Source organism: Caloranaerobacter azorensis DSM 13643, assembly GCF_900129995.1.
GTDB classification, from domain to species: Bacteria; Bacillota; Clostridia; order Tissierellales; family Thermohalobacteraceae; genus Caloranaerobacter; species Caloranaerobacter azorensis.
The window spans coordinates 12070-31333 of sequence record NZ_FQXO01000022.1 but is presented as its reverse complement, the minus strand read 5'-3'; the positions used below and the strand labels follow the sequence as shown (position 1 = coordinate 31333).

The window sequence follows — 19264 nt, the reverse complement described above, 5'->3', positions numbered from 1 at the left end:
CTGCATAGGTTGTCATTTTGAAATTCATCTAAATGACGTATCCTTGAGACCTCCCGGGGTAAGCGTAACCACTTTCCTCCCATATATCCGCCACATTTACTGCATAAACCTTTGGACCGTTTTGGGCTTTGTTTTGTTACGCAAACTCACCCGATTTATACAGCCTCGAATGTGGTTCGTGTACCTCGGACCAGGATTTTGCCTCCGGCTTCCTTCAGATTCCACCTCACGATGGACACCCTTGCCTTTAGCTAGTGGTTGGCACGGTCAACCCCCACAGTGGACTTTCACCACCTAGTTGTTACGCATGCCCGGCGCACATATACAAAAAGCAGCCTATATAAGGCTGCTCTTAATCATATTCTCTATTTATATTAGCATATTTATCTAGTTTTTTCTGTACTAAATAGTTTACAGTGCCAACTGGATATCTTCCCTTATCATTCATTTCTCCAGCCGGAACGCCAGTCAAAATTTCTATACCTTCTTCAATAGTTTTTACAGCATAAATCGTAAACTTTCCTTCTTCAACTGCCTGAATTACTTCATCACTTAACATAAGATTTCTAATATTTTGATAAGGAATTATAACACCCTCTCCACCTTTAAATCCCTTACTTTTGCAAACCTTATAGAACCCTTCAATCTTTTCATTTACTCCTCCTATTGGCTGCACTATCCCCTTCTGATTTACAGAACCTGTAACAGCTATTGCCTGATTTATTGGTAAATCTGAAAGACTAGACAGTAATGCATACAGTTCAGTACTCGAAGCACTATCGCCGTCTATAAATTCATAAGACTGCTCAAAAGTTATACTTGCAGTTAAAGATAAAGGCTTTTCTCTTGCATATTTTTCACCTAGATATCCACTTAAGATTAAAACTCCTTTATCATGTATACTTCCGCTTTTTTGTACTTCTCTTTCTATATTTATTATTCCTTCTTTCCCAACAAAAGTTGAAACAGTTATCTTATTTGGTCTACCAAAAGAATATTGTCCTGAATCCATAACGGCTAATCCATTTATTTCTCCAACTTTCCATCCTGATGTTTCTATAAGTAGAGTACCATCTTTAAATAGTTCCTGCAACTTTTCTTCATATTTGTTATTCCTGTATATCTTCTCTTCTATTGCCTTTACCACATGTTCAGCTGTAACTATCGAATCGCCCATAGCATCAGCCCAAGCATCAGCTTCATAAAGTAATTCGACAATTTCATTAAATCTAGCAGAAAGTTTTCTTTGATCTTCTGCCAATCTTGAACAGTATTCAATTACCTTACCAACAGCAGATTTATGGAAGTGTCTTAAATTTTCCTCTTTACAATGTAATGCGATAAAAGATGCTATTTTCCTTATATTCTCTTCATTTCTTTCCATTTCAATATCAAAATCGGCTCTTATTTTAAAGAGTTTTTTAAAATCATCGTCATAATCATATAACAATTGATATGTGTAGTAATCCCCAATTACAATTACCTTAACATCTAAAGGTATAGGCTCAGGTTTTAATGTTTCTGCCACAACACTACCTTTTATAATGTTCTCTATTTTTATTTCCCTACTAATTAATGCTCTTTTAAGTCCGTCCCATGCAAAAGGATTAGTCAATATATCTTTTGCCTGTACTATTAAATATCCTCCGTTTGCTTCATGTATAGCCCCCGGTTTAATTCTTGTATGATCGGTCTTTAACACACCTGATTCATTGACATATTCTATTTTACCCAATAAATTGTAATAGTTAGGATTAACCTCTCTAATTACAGGTGCCCCTTGACAATTGCTGTTATCTATAAAGAGATTTATTTCATATCTCTTAAAAAAGTCTTCATGTTTAGATAATTTACCAATTACCTCATTTAATTTACTATTTTCCTCTCTGTCTAAAAACTGATTTAAATTTTTAATTATATCGTCTTCCATTTCATTTAAAAATTTTTCTATTTCTTCATTATCCTTATATCTTTTTATTAATTGATCTAAATAAAAATCGACAGCATCAAAAGTAACTTTTTCATTAAGCTGTTTCAGCCTATCTCTCAACTGTTCATCTAATTTTCTAAACTTATTAAAAATATCATACGCTTCAGCGCTTAACTTGCTTGAATTCTCCCTCATCTTATTTATTTCATCTTCTGAAATATTTTCTAATTCTTCTTCACTGATAGGTCTCCCATCTACTAATGGTATACTAATTAAACCATTTTCATTTTGTTTAAATACAAATCCATAATCTTTAGCTATTATATTTAATTCATCTATTATTTCTTCAACCTTTTTCTGATAATTATGATAAATTAAATTCTTTTTGTCTTCATACTCTCTTGATGAAAATACTTTTGGAATATCAACTCTCAATTTCGAGATAACGTTTTCCACTTCTCTTTTAAATGCTATACCTTGTCCCGCCTTAAGCCTTATAGCTTTAGGACTTTCTGGCTTCTTAAAATTATACACATAACACCAATCATCAGGAGTACTTTTTCTTTTTGCAAAATCTTTTGCTACTGAATAAGAATAACTATTCCTCCCAGTTCCAGTAATCCCTGTAACAAATATATTGTAACCCTTTTTCTTCACAGATAGTCCGAATTTTAGAGCTTTCGTTGCTCTCTCTTGCCCTATGATTTCTTTTATTGGTGGTATTTCTTCTGTTGTCTCGAATTGAAAAATGCTTATATCACAAGAATTTTTCAAATTTTCTACTGGTACTAATAAATCTTTTCTCACAAAAATCACCTCATAATTTTTAGTATATTTATTACCCATAATAAGTCTTAATAATTTTATATTCTACAAATTAAAAATGTTTCCTTTAAAAAGTCGTAACTATTATACAACACACATAAAAAGCAGCCTATAAAGACTGCTTATCTATTTTCTCTATTTAATTATTCCTGCTGCAATTTTAATACAATACTGATGTTTTTCATCTATCTTTCCATCTTTATGTCTTGTACTATTTAAGAAATGTATATCAAAATGCCCATTCATACCATTATTTTTTATATAATCTAAGTTAACTCCTCCGCCATATCCACCACTTCTCCAAGAAGTATACACCCCACCTGGAGCTTTATCATTTCCCGCATGAGGCATTCCAGAAGCACTAGCTGCAATTCTTCTTCCTTTGTATTCAATTATTACTGGTCTTCTAACCCAGCTAAAACTTCCACCCCATATTTCCTTAAATTTCTTAGTATCATAAGCTGTCAAAGTCTCAACATCTGCATGATTTGTTCCTGCAGTTCTTTTAGCCATAAAAGATTTTCCTGTATAAAAATCGATTACTTTAAATTTAGCTCCTATAGGAATAAGATATTGTGCTCCTTTCCACCAATCTAAATATTCACCATATTTTTCACCAACAGTTTCCATAACAGAAACATTATAAACTGGAACAATCAATTTATCTCCAGTATATAATACAGTTATATCATTTGCATTATTTACTTTCATCAACTCATACATTGGAATTCCGAACTTCTGACTAATCTTCCAAAAATCATCTCCCGGCTGCACAATATATGTTTTATATGTCTTTGTAGTTTTAGTTTCAAAATTAACATCATTTCTATCTATATTAGTATCAGTATTATTAATAGGTATCCTTAATCTATCTCCAGGATATATCAAAGATGAATTACTTAATCCATTTATTTTCAACAATTCATCTAGGTTTACATCAAATTTTTTACTAATAAGATAAGGAGTATCGCCTTTTTTTACCTCATAGTAGAAAAATTTTTCACTTTCTGGGATATTCAATTTATCCCCAACATATAATACGGTATTTTCATTTGCATTATTTACTTTCAGCAAAGTATCCATACTTATATTATACTTTTGACTAATTTTCCAATAAGTATCTCCCGGTTTTACTTCATAAGTCCAAGCGAAAACACTCGATGAAGTACCAATTATAGTTACCGCTAAAGTTCCTGCCAAAATTTTTCTTATGTTTTTCATTGTACTCCTCCCTTTACTTTTATCTCTATATATAAATTATTTATAAACTATAATATTTCCTTTATGTAATTTATGGCCAAAAAACCAAAATCATCAGCATACAGCTGATGATTATTCAACATATTCCGTTTCTAATTTAATTTTATTAGGCAATTTATTTAGTTCTGTTTTAACTACGACTGTAGGATATGTAATAACCTGAGCAACCAATTCATTCGGTTTAGGATCTTTATATTCAGCATAAACTATCAAATCAAAATTATTTTTACTTTTAACTTTTTCAATTCTGTCTATCGTAACAGTATAACCTGCTGTTTTCTTTTCTCCCCTAGTAACAATCACATACACTTCGTCTTCTACCTTGCACGCTAATGCTCTCTCTTCCGACATATATCTAGGAAGTAACTCTTGTATTTTTTTCGGTACTTCGTTTTTATTCAAAACTTCAAACTTCACCGTTTTACCACCCTCATTTTTTAGTATTTTAGGAATGAATATAATTCCCAAAATCACGATTACTACTACAATCAAAATCCAAAACTTTCTATTCACAAAATACCCCCTTACATATAAATATATTGTATATAAATAACTGAGTTATTCAACATAGATTAGCATATACCTGTAATTGATATTATCCGAAACTTATTAAATAATATTTTCTTTATATCATATTCTACAATAATATAAATTATGATTAATTTAGTTGAGACAGGTACTTAAGTACCTGTCAGACTTTTTTTATTACAAATAATTCATCTAATATAACCCAATTTTGAGGGAATGATAAACCTAAAACCCAATAGCTTACTCCTCTTAAATCATATCTATACACTAATTTAAATTTTGCTTTAATACTTCTTGCATCTTCAAACCATACTACATGTTTGTTTCTTTCTTCGTCGATATAATTAAAATACGGTGCTTGCGCTTCTTCGTCATACTCAATTTTAGCACCATATTTTGCAGCAATCTTTAATGCAGTCTGTGGACTAACTCTTTTTGCCCATTCACCTTTAGGCATATACGGCAGTGTCCAATCATAACCATACAAAGGCACACCTATTATAATTTTTCTACTAGGTATGACTGTTATCGCATAATCTAATACCTTCTTTACTTGCTTTATAGGGGCTACTGCCATTGGTGGTCCGCCAGACCATCCCCATTCATATGTCATTAAAATCACAAAATCAACTATCTCTCCATGTGCTTTATAATCATGTGCTCCATGCCATGCTCCTTTTCTAATATCATAAGTTTTTGGTGCTAATGCTGTAGATACAAGATACCCTAAAGGCTTAAGTCTATTAACTACCTTTCTCAAAAAATTATTATATAAATCTCTATCTGCTGGTGGTACCCTTTCAAAATCAACGTTTAATCCCTTATACCCCTTATTTTTCATAGTCTTAATAATATTATCTATTAGTGTATTCTGTATTTTTTCGTCTATTAAGATTGTATGAGCTAGTTTAGTATCGAAATTACCTCCTCTAAAGTTTGTAATAACTAAAAGAGGTGCACTATCATACTGCTTCGATTCTTGCAGTATTACTTCATCTTTTATTGGATTAAGAGTTCCATCTGCATTAACCTGATAACTAAATGGACTAATATAAGTTAAAAACTCACCAACATCTTGTATTATATTTTTCTCATTTTCGGCAGTTGTCGGTTCAATATAACCATTAACTTCAATTACACCATATTTCTTTGTTTTAATTGGTATTATCAAAATCATACCCGGATAAATAAAATTAGGATTCGGCAAATTATTTACTTCTACAATACTGTCAATAGTTACACCAAATTTCCTACTAATTGTCCAAACTGTATCACCCGGTTTTACGACATATCTAGTATAAGTTTTTGGTATTACTAATGCCTGCCCTTCAATTAAATACGGTAACTCTTGTAATTGATTAGCTTCCATAATACTTTCAGGAGTTGTCCCGTACTTTCTTGCTATTGACCAAACTGAATCTCCGGGCTTAACAACATGAATCTTCATAAAAACACCTCCTTACTCTGGCTAATAATAATATATTCGTAAGGAGGCTAAAAATGGAACAAAAAAGAATAGTAATTTTAAATCTTATTAGATTTTCTCATACTATCATCTAAACAAATATCTTTTGGAAGTATTAATTTTACTAATGTCCCCACGCCTTCCTGACTCTCTATATTTAAAGCACCTCCATGCAGCTTTATAATCTCATTACTTATAGCAAGCCCTAACCCACTTCCTGATTTTTTTGAGCTACCTTTATAAAATTTTTCTTTCACTTTATTTATATCCTTTTCAGATATTCCAATACCTTCATCTCTAAAATCGATATAAACATTATTTTCATCTTCATAAATATCTACAAAAATCTTTTTACCCCTATCAGTAAATTTTATTGCATTATCAAGTATATTGATAAATACTTGTCGTAATCTATTTTTATCCCCATTAATTAATATGCTCTCACTACTATAAGAATAATTTAACTCTATTTCTTTCTTTTTTGCCTTACCTTCAAATATCAAAATTACTTCATCTAATTCTTTCTTTATATCTATAACATCATAGTTCAAATATATTCTTCCGCTCTCAAATCTTGAAAAATCCAATAATTCCTCTACCATTTTTGTAAGTCTTTCTGTCTCTTTTATTATTATTTCTAACCCCAATTTCGTCTCTTCCTTATTATCTAAATCTCCAGTCAATATAGTTTCACTCCAACCCTTTATCGAAGTAAGTGGAGTCCTTAATTCATGTGAAATAGAAGATATAAACTCATTTTTCATTCTCTGCACCTTTGACAGTTCACTAGCCATAAAATTTATAGTATCTGCTAATTCGCCTATCTCATCATTATACAACTTATCAATTTTTATCGATAAGTTGCCTTTAGCTATGTCTTTGGACGCCTTTGTAATTTCTTTTATTGGATTGATTATCGTTCTTGTAAATATAATACTTAAAATAAGCATCAATATCAGAACTATCATCATTACGGCTAAAGACATTAAAAACCATTTTTTTATAATAGAGTCTGCTTTTTCAATAGAAGTAACATATCTTAATACGCCTACAATCTTACCTTCTGAATCTAATAACGGTGTCGAAACAGCCATTATCTTTTCATCTGTATTTACATCTCTGCCTATCCAGCAACCAGTAAATCCTCTTAAAGCTCTATAAAAATCACTGGTTACAACCTTTTCTTTACGCTCAAATCCACTTGAATTCTGAATAATATTCCCATCTAAGTCTACTGCTTGGATTTCAGCATAATCATTAAATGTATATTCTTCAATTATCTTTTCTATGTCTTTTTTAAAATCAAACATACTAACATTTATATACTTATTATAAAAACCGGCAACAACAATAGCTCTATTCGTCAAACTCTGTTTGATACTATCGTAATAATATTTTCTAACAAAAAACATAAATAATCCTTCTAATACTACCATTACTAATAGAATTATCAATATATAATTAACAACCCATCTTCTTTTAATTCCCTTCAACACACTCATCCTTTTTCCATCTATATCCATATCCCCATACTGTCTCTATAAATCTAGGCTCGGAAGGATTGTCTTCTATCTTCTGTCTCAATCTTCTAATATTCACATCTACAACCTTAATGCTCCCAAAATAATTCTTCCCCCAAACCTTATCTAATATATAATCTCTGCTTAAAGCCTCTCCTTGATTTTCTAAAAACAATTTCATTATAGCAAATTCTGTCTGCGTGATATCTATGGGTTTACCTTTTTTGAATAATCTACGTTGCTTAAAATCTAATTTGAAAGGCCCACAAATAATTTCATTTTTAGGCTTTCTTTTAATCATGTCTATTCTACGATATAATGCATCTATTCTAGCAACTAGCTCGCTAGGACTAAATGGCTTTACAACGTAATCATCTGCTCCTAACATTAATCCATTTATTTTGTCCATCTCCTGTGTTTTTGCAGTAAGCATTATAACACCAATAGTCTCATCTTTTTGACGGATTTTTCTGCAGACTTCAAAACCGTCTATACCTGGAAGCATTACATCTAAAACGGCAATATCGACTTCCTCGTTATTTAGAATCTCTAAAGCATCTTCTCCTGTACTTGCTTCAATTACATGAAAACCTGCTCTTTTAAGATTTATTACTATGAATTGTCTGATTTCTGTTTTGTCTTCTAATACTAATACCTTTCTCATTTTCCTACCCCTTCAAAATGCCAAAAATATCTAAAGCAAAAGCTTTAGATATTTCGGCTGATTATTATTGGAAATTGAATTTATAAATTCTAAAGTTATCTTTAATTTGTTCTAAACTTAAACTCATTTCCTTTGCATGAGCATTGGTTAAATTATTTTCTATAGATACTGTATATACTTTATTTGTATCTTCGAAGAACTTAACATATCCATCTTTTTGTGAACTTTTCTCCCAATCTTTTTTATCAAATACTGTTATAGTAAATAGTCGATGTTTTTTATTTCCCTTGTCTACATAACTAAATATTAATTCATCTCTACCATTATTTTCATCTGGATATTTATAATCTAAAGTAATTCTTTCATTCCATTTCTCTGGGAATTTAAAATAATATCCTCCTAATATATTAAAATACCCTTCACCACTAAATTCTAATCCATCTTTTCCATCCCATTTATACCACGAAGTAATCCACGGAATTTCAGCCATTGATGCATCTTCATAAGTTATTGGTGCTCTCAACAACGGAATCTCTATGATTCCATCATTATCTATATCTTCACTTATTGCACCATAAGATCTAAATGTTTTATCAACACTTTCAGTGTCTTCATTATAAAAAACATTTTTCAACTTTCCATTTTCCATAACAATAAGTTCAGTAATAGATGAATGTGCTCCTAATGTTGCCTCTAAGAATATTCCCTTTTTATCTTTACTAGCCATACCTACTTTAGTTGAATAATGGATTCCTATTGCTCCATCCATTTTAACTTCATCTACTAATTTAATCTCTTTATCTACATATTTATAGAGTTCACCTTTTGCTTTAATCTCATCCTTATTTAATTTTACCAGAAAAATTTCTGATTTTTTATCATTATCTAAATCATCAACTGCAAAAGCCTCATAGGAATCATTAAATAATTCTACCGATTTCCCATCTTCATATTTATAGACGCTTAATCCTTTATTAATTCCTTCTTCTCCTATATTCCAGCTTACTACTATTTCTAATTTACCATCTCCAGTTATGTCTTTAAATAATATATTATCAAAATTATATCCTATTCCTTTAATCCCATCATCTATTTTCCATTTATCTCCTTGTTGTTTAAGTATAAGTCCTCTAAGAGGATACTTATCATTTTTTAACATGTATAAGACTATAGCTTCATCTTTTTTATCATTGTCTAAATCCACAAATTGTATTGCACTATTATTTTCTCCTTTTCTAGGACTTACAAGTTTAGCATTTGAGTCAAGTACATCCTTCACTAAAGCTTTGACTTCTTCTTGACTAATAGATAATCTTGGTGGTTCCATTAAATTTTCGGCATCATTTAATCCACAACCTGTAAAAAGACTAGCGCCAATAAGCGATGTTACTAACATTAGTTTAACTAGCTTTTTTTTCATTCCAACTCCTCCTCTTTATCTTTATTTTTTACAACTCTTATTATAGCTAGTCTTTTCTATAAAATCGTTACAAAATGATTACTTAATAAAAACAATAATTTTACTAAATATGCTATATAATTACAAAAGCTTTATTTTTAATATTAAAAATCAAGCAGATATCCTTCAAGATATCTGCCCGACATCAAATTATAACTATCCTCTTTTTCTTGCTAAAACTTTTTTAACAGCCTCTACTATATTTTCTGATGTCAATCCATACTTAGCTAATAGCTCATCACCATTACCAGATTCTCCAAATGTATCTTTAATCCCTATCCTTTCTACTACTACAGGATAATTTTCTACTAATACTTCAGAAACTGCACTGCCTAATCCACCAATTATACTGTGCTCCTCTGCTGTAACAATAGCACCTGTATCTTGTGCCGCCTTTATAATAATATCTTTATCTATCGGCTTTATAGTGTGAATGTTTATTACTCTAACTTTAATTCCTTCTTCTTCCAATTTCTTTCTTGCTTCTAAAGCAGCCGATACCATCACACCTGTTGCAATAATTGTCGCATCTGTTCCATCTTCTAACATTATACCTTTACCAATTTCAAACTTATAATCATCTTCATTAAATATTACAGGTACTTTGCTTCTTCCTAATCTTATATAAACTGGCCCATAATATTTAGCAGCTTCTAATACTGCCGCTTTTGCCTCAACGCCATCAGCAGGATTTATAACAACCATATTAGGGATTGTTCTCATTAAACTCAAATCCTCAACTGATTGATGCGTTGCACCATCTTCTCCAACTGTTATCCCGGCATGAGTCGCTGCTATCTTAACGTTTAATTTAGGATAGGCAACTGAATTCCTTATTATCTCATATGCCCTTCCAGTAGCGAACATAGCAAATGAGCTAGCAAAAGGTATTTTACCTGCTGCTGCCAATCCAGCAGCTGTTCCTATTAAATTTTGTTCAGCTATTCCAACGTTTATAAATCTATCAGGGAATTCTTCTTTAAACCAATTAGTTCTAGTAGATTTTGATAAGTCTGCATCTAATACAACAACATCTTTATTGATCTTGCCTAATTCTTTTAACGCTTCACCATAAGCATCTCTAGTAGCCATTTTCTTACTCATTACATTTCACCTCCAAGTTCAGCTAGTGCTTTTTCTGTTTCTTCATCATTAGGTGCGCTGCCGTGCCAACCTACCTTGTTTTCCATAAATGAAACGCCTTTTCCTTTAACAGTTTTAGCAATAATTATTGTAGGTTTACCTTTAGTCTCTCTAGCTTTATCTAGAGCTTCAAATATTTCTTCAAAGTTATGTCCATCTATTTTTATTACATTCCAACCAAAAGCTTCCCACTTTTTATCTATAGGTTCTATATTCATAACTTCTTTATTTTCTCCATCTATTTGAAGCCCATTATTATCCAAGAAAACTGTTAAGTTATCTAATTTATAATGTGCAGCAAACATAGCTGCTTCCCAAATCATTCCCTCTTGAACCTCACCATCACCTAATAGAGCATAGACTCTATAATCTTTATTACTTAATTTAGCTGCCAAAGCCATACCATTTGCTGCTGCTAACCCCTGTCCTAGAGAACCTGTTGTCATATCAACTCCAGGAGTTCCTTTCATATCAGGATGTCCTTGAAGCATTTGTCCTGTTTTTCTAAGTTTCATCAGTTCTTCTTTAGCAAAATATCCCTTTTCAGCTAATGCTGCGTATAAAACAGGAGCTGCATGTCCTTTTGACAATACAAATCTGTCTCTATCTTCCCATTTAGGCTGTTTAGGATCAATTCTCATTTCTTTAAAATATAAAGCTGTAACAATTTCACAAGCTGAAAGAGAACCGCCAGGATGTCCTGAACCTGACTCATTTAACATTTTAATAATATTCTTTCTCAATGTTGTAGCAATTTTCTTAAATTCAGCATGTTTCTCCATATAATTTACCTCCTATCCAGTAGTTTTTATTTCTTTAAAGCCTTCTCCTAGCACCTCATATATGTCTGCTACCATTACAAAGGCGTTTTTATCTATTTGATGAACTATTTCTTTTAACTTAGTAACTTGAGATCTATTTACTACACATAATAATACATCTCTATCTTTACCTGTATACATACCTCTTCCTTTAAGCACTGTAACTCCTCTATTTAATTTTTCAAGTATAGTATTCCCAATTTTATCAGGATACTGTGAAATAATGAAGAAAGCTTTTGCATACCCTAATCCTTCTAATATTAAGTCTATTACTTTTACAATAATATATAATGCTATTACTGAATATAATGAAGTTTCTAGTTTCTTATCGACTATACCAGCAATGGTTACAACACATAAATCTATACCCATCATAAAAGTAGCAGTGCTAAAATTTGGAAAATATTTGTTAAGAATCGCACCTGCTAAATCAGTCCCTCCTGTAGTACCGCCAAATCTAAAAACTATACCTAACCCTATTCCCATCAAAACTCCACCAAATACTGCAGCCAATAATAATTCATTTACTAAGTTTCCGCTCGGCAGTATTCTAATAAAGAATGATAAAGCAAATGTACCGTATAAAGTTTTTGCACCAAATGCCTTCCCTAAAACTATAAGTCCAAAAATAAATAAAGGTACATTTATAGCCAAGTTTGTAATAGCAACATCTATACCTATAATCTTTTTTATTACTATAGCCAAACCCGTTACTCCACCTGGTGCTATAGTATTAGGTTCTAAAAATAAGTTTAGAGATAATGCCATAATTATTGTACCAATCGTTATACCTACATATTCAACAACATATCTATACCAATTCTTCTTGATATTTTCCATAAACAACCTCCTTTCTGCTTTTTATCTACTCCACAACATCATCTTTAGAAAAAAGCACTAATATTGCAAACAAAGGAAGTACCATCTGTCTTTTAAATCTCCACGGTTCTTTTAATAATCTATATAGCCATTCTAATCCTAATCTTTGAAAAATTTCAGGAGCTCTTTTGACATTGCCTGCCAATACGTCAAGAGTACCTCCATTTCCTATTATAACCTTACAATTCAATTTATCTTTATTTGCATGAATCCATTTTTCCTGCCTCGGTGCTCCAAATCCAACAAAAAGAATATCAGGTTTAGCATCATTAATTTTTTTAATAACTTCCATTTCTTCTCTATGCCCTTCATACCCAGTATGCGTTCCCTTAAAATATCCATGATGAAAACCTGCTATTTTAACGTTACTATATTTTTCTTTTATATTTTCACAAGCCTTAAGCGCAACCCCTTGTCTGCCACCAAGTAAAAATAAACTTAATCCTTCTTTATTAGCTATTTCAATTATCTTTATTGAAATGTCATATCCAGTTACTCTTTCTTTAAGAGGTTTTTTCTTTATCTTCGATGCATAAACTAATCCTATTCCATCGGGTAAATTTAAGTCTCCCTCATTTAACAAATTTCTTAATTCATCATCTTTTCTTGCTGCCATTACAATCTCTGTATTTGGAGTATATATAACATTAGTCTTACCATTATTTACAAATTCATGCACTTTATCTACTGCAGAATCTAAAGTTACTTTATTTATCCTTATACCCATTATTTTAATAGTGTCCTTCACTATTTCACCTACTTTTTTAATAATTCTAAAGCCATAGATATATTATCTTTTGCCTTTCTTTCAAGTATATTCTTCGCCTGCATGAGCAATTTATTATATTCGCTTTTTTTTCTCCATACCTTTTCAATTTGTGTACATAAATCAACCATCTCAATTGAATCTACATAACATCTAGCATCAACATTAAGCATATCTAAAAAACCTTCAACTTTAGGATCATATATTAAACCAACCATTGGAACTGCTTGCGTAGCAGCATATATAAGCGAATGTAATCTCATAGCTATAATCATATCTAAATATTTGATTATACCCATTATATCCTCAACATTATAACTATTCTTTAATATATAACAATCTGCATTAGTGTTTTCCTTAATCTCTTGACTTATTTTTAAGTCTTCAGGGTAATGCATTGGAATGAGTAAAAATTTCATTCCATAATTATTGCTTAAAAAATCTAATGTTTTAGCTAATGTTTCCTTTAATTTCTCTGAATTTTTCCACTCCCTAACTGCTAATCCTATCAGAGGTTTACATTGAGGTATTCCCTCTTTTATAAATATCTCTTTTACTCTTTTTTCATTTGATGCTTCCAGAGTAAAAACTGGATCGGCCGTTACAAATATATTGTCAATATTTACACCTATATTTTTTAATGTCTCTTTTGAATTAGAATCCCTTAAAGTTATCATATCTACCTTATTTAGTATAATCTTAGTCAAAAATCTGTTCAACCTTTTATTTATTGGACCAATACCATTAGCATAAATCATTACAGGTTTTCCGAATAATTTTGCTAAGAAAATTATAAATAAATAGTAAATTATAGATCTAGTACTCGTAACATCTTGTAATAAACTGCCACCACCACTAACTAGCATATTAATATTACGCATCTCTAAAAGTATATCAATTATATTGAATCTATTTATAGCTTTTACATCATAAGTTTTTTGTGTACTCGATGGATTATTTGATAATACCACAATGTCAATATCTTTACTGCTGCGTTTAAAGTCTTTAACAATAGCTTTTAAAATTGCATCATCCCCACTGTTATTAAACCCATAGTATCCAGAAATCAAAACCCTTCTTCTCTTTTTCATAGATATACTCCCTTATCTATATTATCTCTATATTATTAAGCCTCATCTCTTTGCTTTCTTCTTTAGACAATCTAACAGCCACTAATATAAACGATATTAACATCCAAAACGTTATTATTATTCTCGGTAAATACAATATATTTTCAAATAGACCATGAAATAAAACAGATGATAAACCTGCCAATACACCTGCAATCATAGTCTTTAAATACCTATCATTATTTTTTATTAAAGTTATTATAGCATATTTATAGATAATAAAAATAAATAATATGAATAATATAAATCCACCTATTCCCATTTCAGCTAATGTTTCAAGATACATATTATGAGCATGATATACATTCATAGTCCTTATATACTTTAAAAAAGTCTCTCTAAAAGGAATATAACCAAAACCAACTCCAGTAATTAGATTATCTCTAATAATATCTAATGTTATTGTCCACACTTTTATTCTATAAGCATTTGATGAATCACTTAAATTTCCAATAGTCGCAATCCTATGAATTACAGTAGACGGCATTATAAAAATCGCCAAAACTCCAGCAGGTATTAATGATAACAATAATCTCTTTTCTATTAATATAACAAATATTAATACACCAAAAGCAAATCCTAACCATCCACCTCTAGAAAATGTCAATATCAACGTTCCAATTAAAATCAAACTACTTACTAAAAATATTAATTTCTTAAAAAGCTTTTTCGTGAACCAAAACAAAGCTATTGAAATAGGAATTGACATTATTAAATATTCTGCCAATATATTAGGATTACCAAAAACTGAAAAAACTCTCGTATTTATATCTGGATTGATAGAAACATCAACCCACGCTCTATCTAATTTTATACCAACTTTATATTGATATAGACCATATATAGCTACTAAAACAGCAGTAAATACAAATAATGTCAAAATAGAATTTAACTGTTTTTTATTTTCAATATTATTAACCATAACAATAAGTAATCCTAATGAACTAAAATGTATAACTAAATCTCTAAAACTTCCTTGTGGGTTATAAGAAGTTAAAGTAGATATTAACATCACAGATGCTAAAATGAAAATAAATGCACCAAATACGCTCTTTTTTAAATCCCATCTAACTATAAATATTTGTCTGAATATAAAAACCATAAATAAAGATATTAAATATATAAGTGAATAGGCTTTAGGCACAAAAGGTAATATAAAAATGGCTAGGCCTATTCCAATCTTTATATCAATTATCGACAGCAATATGGCAATAAGCCCCGCCAATACTTTTACCACCATTTTTCCCCTCCATCATCTTCATCTAATGTAAACATATAAATGATAAATTTAAAAAGATAACTATTTTTAATTATATTTTCAAAGTCTGTTCTTGAATTTGCAAAATACTTATTAATTCTCTTTATAATCAATTTATAACTATAGCTTTCTTTTATATTTTTAATAAAGAAAATATTGAGACTTTTAAACAATTTATTAATTGTATCAACTATTAAGCAATATATTTTAAACAAAAAACTACTTTCTAGTATTGTACTCTCATGTGTTAAAAAAGCTACTAATAGTGAACCTGCCGATAGCCACTTAAAAAAACTTTTTATTTTTATAAAAACTCTCTTTAACAAACTATACTCATAAAATATATTAGCCTTTTCATAAATTTTAGATAAAACGGTAAATGTGTAGCTAGCATACACAATATCATCCCCTACTAATCTGCTTTAGTTTCAATTCCTAATACAGTAGCAAAAACAGCAACATTTTTATTTTTTAATCTAAATTGCGTTCCTATTCTCGTATGTTCTCCACCAACAATAATAACTTGATCTGTTATAACAGCATCAGCTTCAACAGTTAAATCAATAACATATTTACCCGGTACATCAGCCATAACTATCTTACCATCACTTGTAGTTACAGCCTCTTTAAAATTCTTAACTTTTTTCTCAACTATTTTACCAAAAACTTGTCCTCTATCATAATGATATAATATTGCACCTTCCTCGATTCCGTCTACTGTCGGTTTCCTTACATTGCTTATTTCAAGTTTAACTAAAACTTTTTGCCCCTCTGCTACAACATTAGGTTTAGATTTAGAAAGTTTATACCCTCCACCTACTATTAAAAGTACAAATATTAGTAAAACTGTTAAATCAATTATATTTATTAATCCAAAAATCCTACCTTTATTATCAATAATTTTCATCTTATACCCTCCTATCTAGAATTTTCTCATATATTTTCACATGCTCATTAGTCATTTTTTCTAATGAAAATTTCTCAATAACATCTTTATAGAGATTTTCTCCTAACTGCCTTATTTTACTTCTATTATCTAAAAGAAAATTTATATAATTACTTAAAGATAAAATATCCCCTACTTCAAACAAATGACCGTTAACGCCATCTACTACTAAATCACCTAGTCCGCCCACATTAGTACATAAAATCGGCTTCTTCATCCTAGCGCCCTCAAGTACAACATATGGAAAACTCTCACTTTTTGAAGTTAGAACATTAATATCAATAGCATTAAAAAATGAATAAGGTTCTTTTACAAAGCCTAAAAAATAAATACTCTCTTGCAAACCATGCTCTTTAACCAATTGGAAAAGTCTTTTTTCTTCTGCTCCTGAACCAGCAATTAAAAAAATTACATCATCTCTATTCTTTAACACATTTATAGCAGCCTTGACAAAAGTCTCATGATCTTTTACCATTTCGAGCCTGCCCATTATTCCTACTATTATCTTATCTTTTGGGTCTATCCCAAAGCTCTTTAAAAATAACTCCTTGGGCGTAATTTTAATTTCACTATTAAAATCTATCCCATTATATACTGTAAAAATTTTATTTTCATTAAACCCTCTATCTACAAGCATATTTTTAAAATTTGTAGAAATAGCTATATAATAGTCGAAAAATCTTAATGCTAAAGAATTTATAGTCGTATACACTATGCATTTATATAGATTATCCTTAAAGTCTAATTTATAATCGCTGTGTATAGTTGTAATGAAAGGTTTCTTAACCATCCTCTTTAACATCATACCAACGAAATTCGCTCTAGCTCCATGACAATGTATAATATCATAATTATTATCTACAATAACGTCTTTTAATCTCTTAATAACAGACAAATCATATCTCTTTTTTTGTTTAAATACTTCTATATCTATTCCTAAAGATTTACCTTCATAATAGAACTCGTCTTCTAAAAAGCAAATCAGTTTCACATCTATCCTTCTACCTAACTCCTTAACTAAAGACAGCACATGCGTTTTGGCCCCACCAGTATCGCCGCCACTTATTAAATGAAGTACTTTCATATATAGTAGCTCTCAGTGAGAGCTTCCTCCTTTCAGGTAATATCTTAAATATCTATATTATTATAACACAATAGCATAACACTTTCTATTACAAACTTAATCTATAACTTCTCATATTAAAAGAGCTGCTTACTCCACAGCTCTAACAATCAACAAAGACAAACTACTTTATTTCATATTCTCCTCTAACCATAAATATAGCATACTTTTCTACATACACCCCTCTTCCATCATCTCTTGGAACTATCAAAAGATGATTCGGCGGAATATTCTGATCCATTTTTATGTCTACTGCTCCAGTAACATCAGATAATCCCCCTAATTCTCCAGCTATAGCTTTAGCCTTCCCACCTCTTAAAATAATTTCTGTTCCAGCTTTACATATAAGTTTTTGCCCATTTTTTAATTCAACAACTTCTAATTTAGGGATTGCTGTATTTATATTTTCTTTTGATTTATTTTCTTCTAATTCTAATAATCTTTTCTTTAATTCTTGATTCTCTTTAATTAAATCCTGTATATTAGTAGTATTTAAATTCACATTTCCATAAACCTCTTGAATTTTCTGGTCTATGTAATATTTTACTTGTTCAATACGCTTTTCAACATAGCTCTGTGTAACTAACGGATCTTCTAATGTCCCCGGTTCATTTAATGCAGCTTTCCCTATTCCAATAAATACAAAAAAAGCTGTACCAACAGTTATTGCATACACTAAAGTTTTTCTTTTCTTTATTTTTTGAAGCACAAAAACACCTCCTCTATTTATACATTCGACCGTTCTTTTAAAAATCCTGTCATAATATATTTTATTTTTCAATTTCCCAGGAAATATTGTCGACAATTAAAAAAGCGACTAAAAGCCGCTTATTACCATTCTAAAAATCAATCAGCCCCAGGCTAATTTTCAAGCATTCATTAACTTTTTCCATCATATCATCATCAAAAAAACCAATCTTTTCTCTAAGCCTTTTTTTATCAATTGTTCTAATTTGTTCTAATAGAACTACTGAATCTTTGGGAAGTCCATAATCTGTAGCACTAATTTCTATATGAGTCGGCAATTTTGCTTTATTAATTTGAGAAGTTATTGCTGCTACTATAACAGTAGGACTGTATTTATTACCTATATCATTTTGAATAACCAAAACAGGTCTTACACCTCCCTGTTCTGAACCTATAACAGGGCTAAGATCAGCATAATATATATCTCCTCTCTTTACAATCATTCTATTCACTTCCCGTCAATTTAGCCTCGTAATTAAACAATTCTCTAACATCTTCTTCAAAACCGACTTCAGCTAAATTTAAGTTAATATGACTCATTTCCATATACCCAGATTTAAGTTTTTCTCTTATCTCCATTTTTTTTCTTTCTCTAATATAAAGTCTCATGGCCTCCCTTATAAACTCACTTCTATTTTTTTTCTCAATTGAAATAATACAATCAATCTCTTCTAATAAGCTGTCAGGTAAACTTATCATAATCCTTTTTGTTTCGGCCATTTGAGCACCTCCATACCTAGGGACCTCATATTTATATGTCATTTGAAAGTCTCTATATTTTAATATATTCTTATATAAAG

The 19264-nt window shown here is 30.4% G+C and carries 19 protein-coding genes; all 19 read right to left on the bottom strand.

The window, feature by feature from the left end; translation table 11 throughout:
• Positions 1-352: 352 nt before the first annotated feature.
• Positions 353-2737, bottom strand: a complete 2385-nt coding sequence (locus tag BUB51_RS05115; RefSeq protein WP_073196038.1) for a Lon protease family protein — start codon at positions 2735-2737, stop codon at positions 353-355.
• 153 nt (positions 2738-2890) lie between these two features.
• Positions 2891-3976 (bottom strand): LysM peptidoglycan-binding domain-containing protein, encoded by a 1086-nt coding sequence (locus BUB51_RS05110; RefSeq protein ID WP_073196036.1) that lies wholly within the window; start codon positions 3974-3976, stop codon positions 2891-2893.
• A gap of 111 nt (positions 3977-4087) precedes the next feature.
• Entirely contained in the window at positions 4088-4528 is a 441-nt protein-coding gene (locus BUB51_RS05105; protein WP_073196034.1) for a protease complex subunit PrcB family protein, read from the bottom strand.
• A gap of 178 nt (positions 4529-4706) precedes the next feature.
• Entirely contained in the window at positions 4707-5990 is a 1284-nt protein-coding gene (locus BUB51_RS05100; RefSeq protein ID WP_073196032.1) for a glycoside hydrolase family 18 protein, read from the bottom strand.
• A gap of 77 nt (positions 5991-6067) precedes the next feature.
• On the bottom strand, positions 6068-7501 hold the full coding sequence (locus BUB51_RS05095) for a HAMP domain-containing sensor histidine kinase (protein WP_073196030.1): 1434 nt from the start codon (positions 7499-7501) through the stop codon (positions 6068-6070).
• Complete coding sequence (locus BUB51_RS05090; RefSeq protein WP_073196028.1) at positions 7488-8192, bottom strand: response regulator transcription factor; 705 nt, start codon at positions 8190-8192, stop codon at positions 7488-7490. The genes BUB51_RS05095 and BUB51_RS05090 overlap by 14 nt, the downstream gene beginning before the upstream one ends.
• A 64-nt stretch (positions 8193-8256) precedes the next feature.
• Entirely contained in the window at positions 8257-9612 is a 1356-nt protein-coding gene (locus BUB51_RS05085; protein ID WP_073196026.1) for a hypothetical protein, read from the bottom strand.
• 195 nt (positions 9613-9807) lie between these two features.
• Complete coding sequence (locus BUB51_RS05080) at positions 9808-10755, bottom strand: transketolase family protein (protein ID WP_035163142.1); 948 nt, start codon at positions 10753-10755, stop codon at positions 9808-9810.
• Positions 10755-11576, bottom strand: coding sequence for a transketolase (locus BUB51_RS05075; protein WP_073196024.1), 822 nt, complete (start codon positions 11574-11576; stop codon positions 10755-10757). Before BUB51_RS05075 ends, BUB51_RS05080 begins: the two co-directional genes overlap by 1 nt.
• A 12-nt stretch (positions 11577-11588) precedes the next feature.
• A complete protein-coding gene (locus tag BUB51_RS05070) occupies positions 11589-12455 on the bottom strand; it encodes a YitT family protein (RefSeq protein WP_073196022.1) in 867 nt (288 codons plus the stop codon).
• 25 nt (positions 12456-12480) lie between these two features.
• Positions 12481-13242: a WecB/TagA/CpsF family glycosyltransferase gene (locus BUB51_RS05065; RefSeq protein WP_242945554.1), complete on the bottom strand. Its 762-nt coding sequence runs from the start codon at positions 13240-13242 to the stop codon at positions 12481-12483.
• Between the two features lie 8 nt (positions 13243-13250).
• On the bottom strand, positions 13251-14351 hold the full coding sequence (csaB, locus tag BUB51_RS05060; RefSeq protein ID WP_073196018.1) for a polysaccharide pyruvyl transferase CsaB: 1101 nt from the start codon (positions 14349-14351) through the stop codon (positions 13251-13253).
• Positions 14352-14367: 16 nt separating this feature from the next.
• Positions 14368-15630 carry an O-antigen ligase family protein gene (locus tag BUB51_RS05055; RefSeq protein ID WP_073196016.1) on the bottom strand — a complete coding sequence of 421 codons (1263 nt, stop codon included), beginning with the start codon at positions 15628-15630 and terminating at the stop codon, positions 14368-14370.
• Entirely contained in the window at positions 15621-16046 is a 426-nt protein-coding gene (locus BUB51_RS05050) for a hypothetical protein (protein WP_035163150.1), read from the bottom strand. The genes BUB51_RS05055 and BUB51_RS05050 overlap by 10 nt, the downstream gene beginning before the upstream one ends.
• Positions 16047-16060: 14 nt before the next feature.
• Positions 16061-16555 carry a DUF4330 domain-containing protein gene (locus BUB51_RS05045; RefSeq protein ID WP_073196014.1) on the bottom strand — a complete coding sequence of 165 codons (495 nt, stop codon included), beginning with the start codon at positions 16553-16555 and terminating at the stop codon, positions 16061-16063.
• 1 nt (position 16556) lies between these two features.
• Positions 16557-17678 carry a glycosyltransferase family 4 protein gene (locus tag BUB51_RS05040; protein WP_073196013.1) on the bottom strand — a complete coding sequence of 374 codons (1122 nt, stop codon included), beginning with the start codon at positions 17676-17678 and terminating at the stop codon, positions 16557-16559.
• Between the two features lie 163 nt (positions 17679-17841).
• The gene (locus BUB51_RS05035; RefSeq protein ID WP_073196011.1) at positions 17842-18426 is read right to left on the bottom strand and encodes a hypothetical protein; all 585 of its coding nucleotides are present in this window, start codon (positions 18424-18426) and stop codon (positions 17842-17844) included.
• 130 nt (positions 18427-18556) lie between these two features.
• Complete coding sequence (locus tag BUB51_RS05030) at positions 18557-18907, bottom strand: type II toxin-antitoxin system PemK/MazF family toxin (RefSeq protein WP_035163156.1); 351 nt, start codon at positions 18905-18907, stop codon at positions 18557-18559.
• Between the two features lies 1 nt (position 18908).
• Positions 18909-19184, bottom strand: a complete 276-nt coding sequence (locus tag BUB51_RS05025; RefSeq protein ID WP_035163157.1) for a CopG family ribbon-helix-helix protein — start codon at positions 19182-19184, stop codon at positions 18909-18911.
• Between the last annotated feature and the right edge of the window lie 80 nt (positions 19185-19264).

Coding starts and splice junctions, on each gene's coding strand:
- BUB51_RS05080 (WP_035163142.1), bottom strand. CDS start 10,755: ATGAGTAAGAAAATGGCTACTAGAGATGCTTATGGTGAAGCGTTAAAA.
- BUB51_RS05090 (WP_073196028.1), bottom strand. CDS start 8,192: ATGAGAAAGGTATTAGTATTAGAAGACAAAACAGAAATCAGACAATTC.
- BUB51_RS05100 (WP_073196032.1), bottom strand. CDS start 5,990: ATGAAGATTCATGTTGTTAAGCCCGGAGATTCAGTTTGGTCAATAGCA.
- BUB51_RS05085 (WP_073196026.1), bottom strand. CDS start 9,612: ATGAAAAAAAAGCTAGTTAAACTAATGTTAGTAACATCGCTTATTGGC.
- BUB51_RS05040 (WP_073196013.1), bottom strand. CDS start 17,678: ATGAAAGTACTTCATTTAATAAGTGGCGGCGATACTGGTGGGGCCAAA.
- BUB51_RS05045 (WP_073196014.1), bottom strand. CDS start 16,555: ATGAAAATTATTGATAATAAAGGTAGGATTTTTGGATTAATAAATATA.
- BUB51_RS05030 (WP_035163156.1), bottom strand. CDS start 18,907: ATGATTGTAAAGAGAGGAGATATATATTATGCTGATCTTAGCCCTGTT.
- BUB51_RS05055 (WP_073196016.1), bottom strand. CDS start 15,630: ATGGTGGTAAAAGTATTGGCGGGGCTTATTGCCATATTGCTGTCGATA.
- BUB51_RS05070 (WP_073196022.1), bottom strand. CDS start 12,455: ATGGAAAATATCAAGAAGAATTGGTATAGATATGTTGTTGAATATGTA.
- csaB (WP_073196018.1), bottom strand. CDS start 14,351: ATGAAAAAGAGAAGAAGGGTTTTGATTTCTGGATACTATGGGTTTAAT.
- BUB51_RS05025 (WP_035163157.1), bottom strand. CDS start 19,184: ATGGCCGAAACAAAAAGGATTATGATAAGTTTACCTGACAGCTTATTA.
- BUB51_RS05075 (WP_073196024.1), bottom strand. CDS start 11,576: ATGGAGAAACATGCTGAATTTAAGAAAATTGCTACAACATTGAGAAAG.
- BUB51_RS05110 (WP_073196036.1), bottom strand. CDS start 3,976: ATGAAAAACATAAGAAAAATTTTGGCAGGAACTTTAGCGGTAACTATA.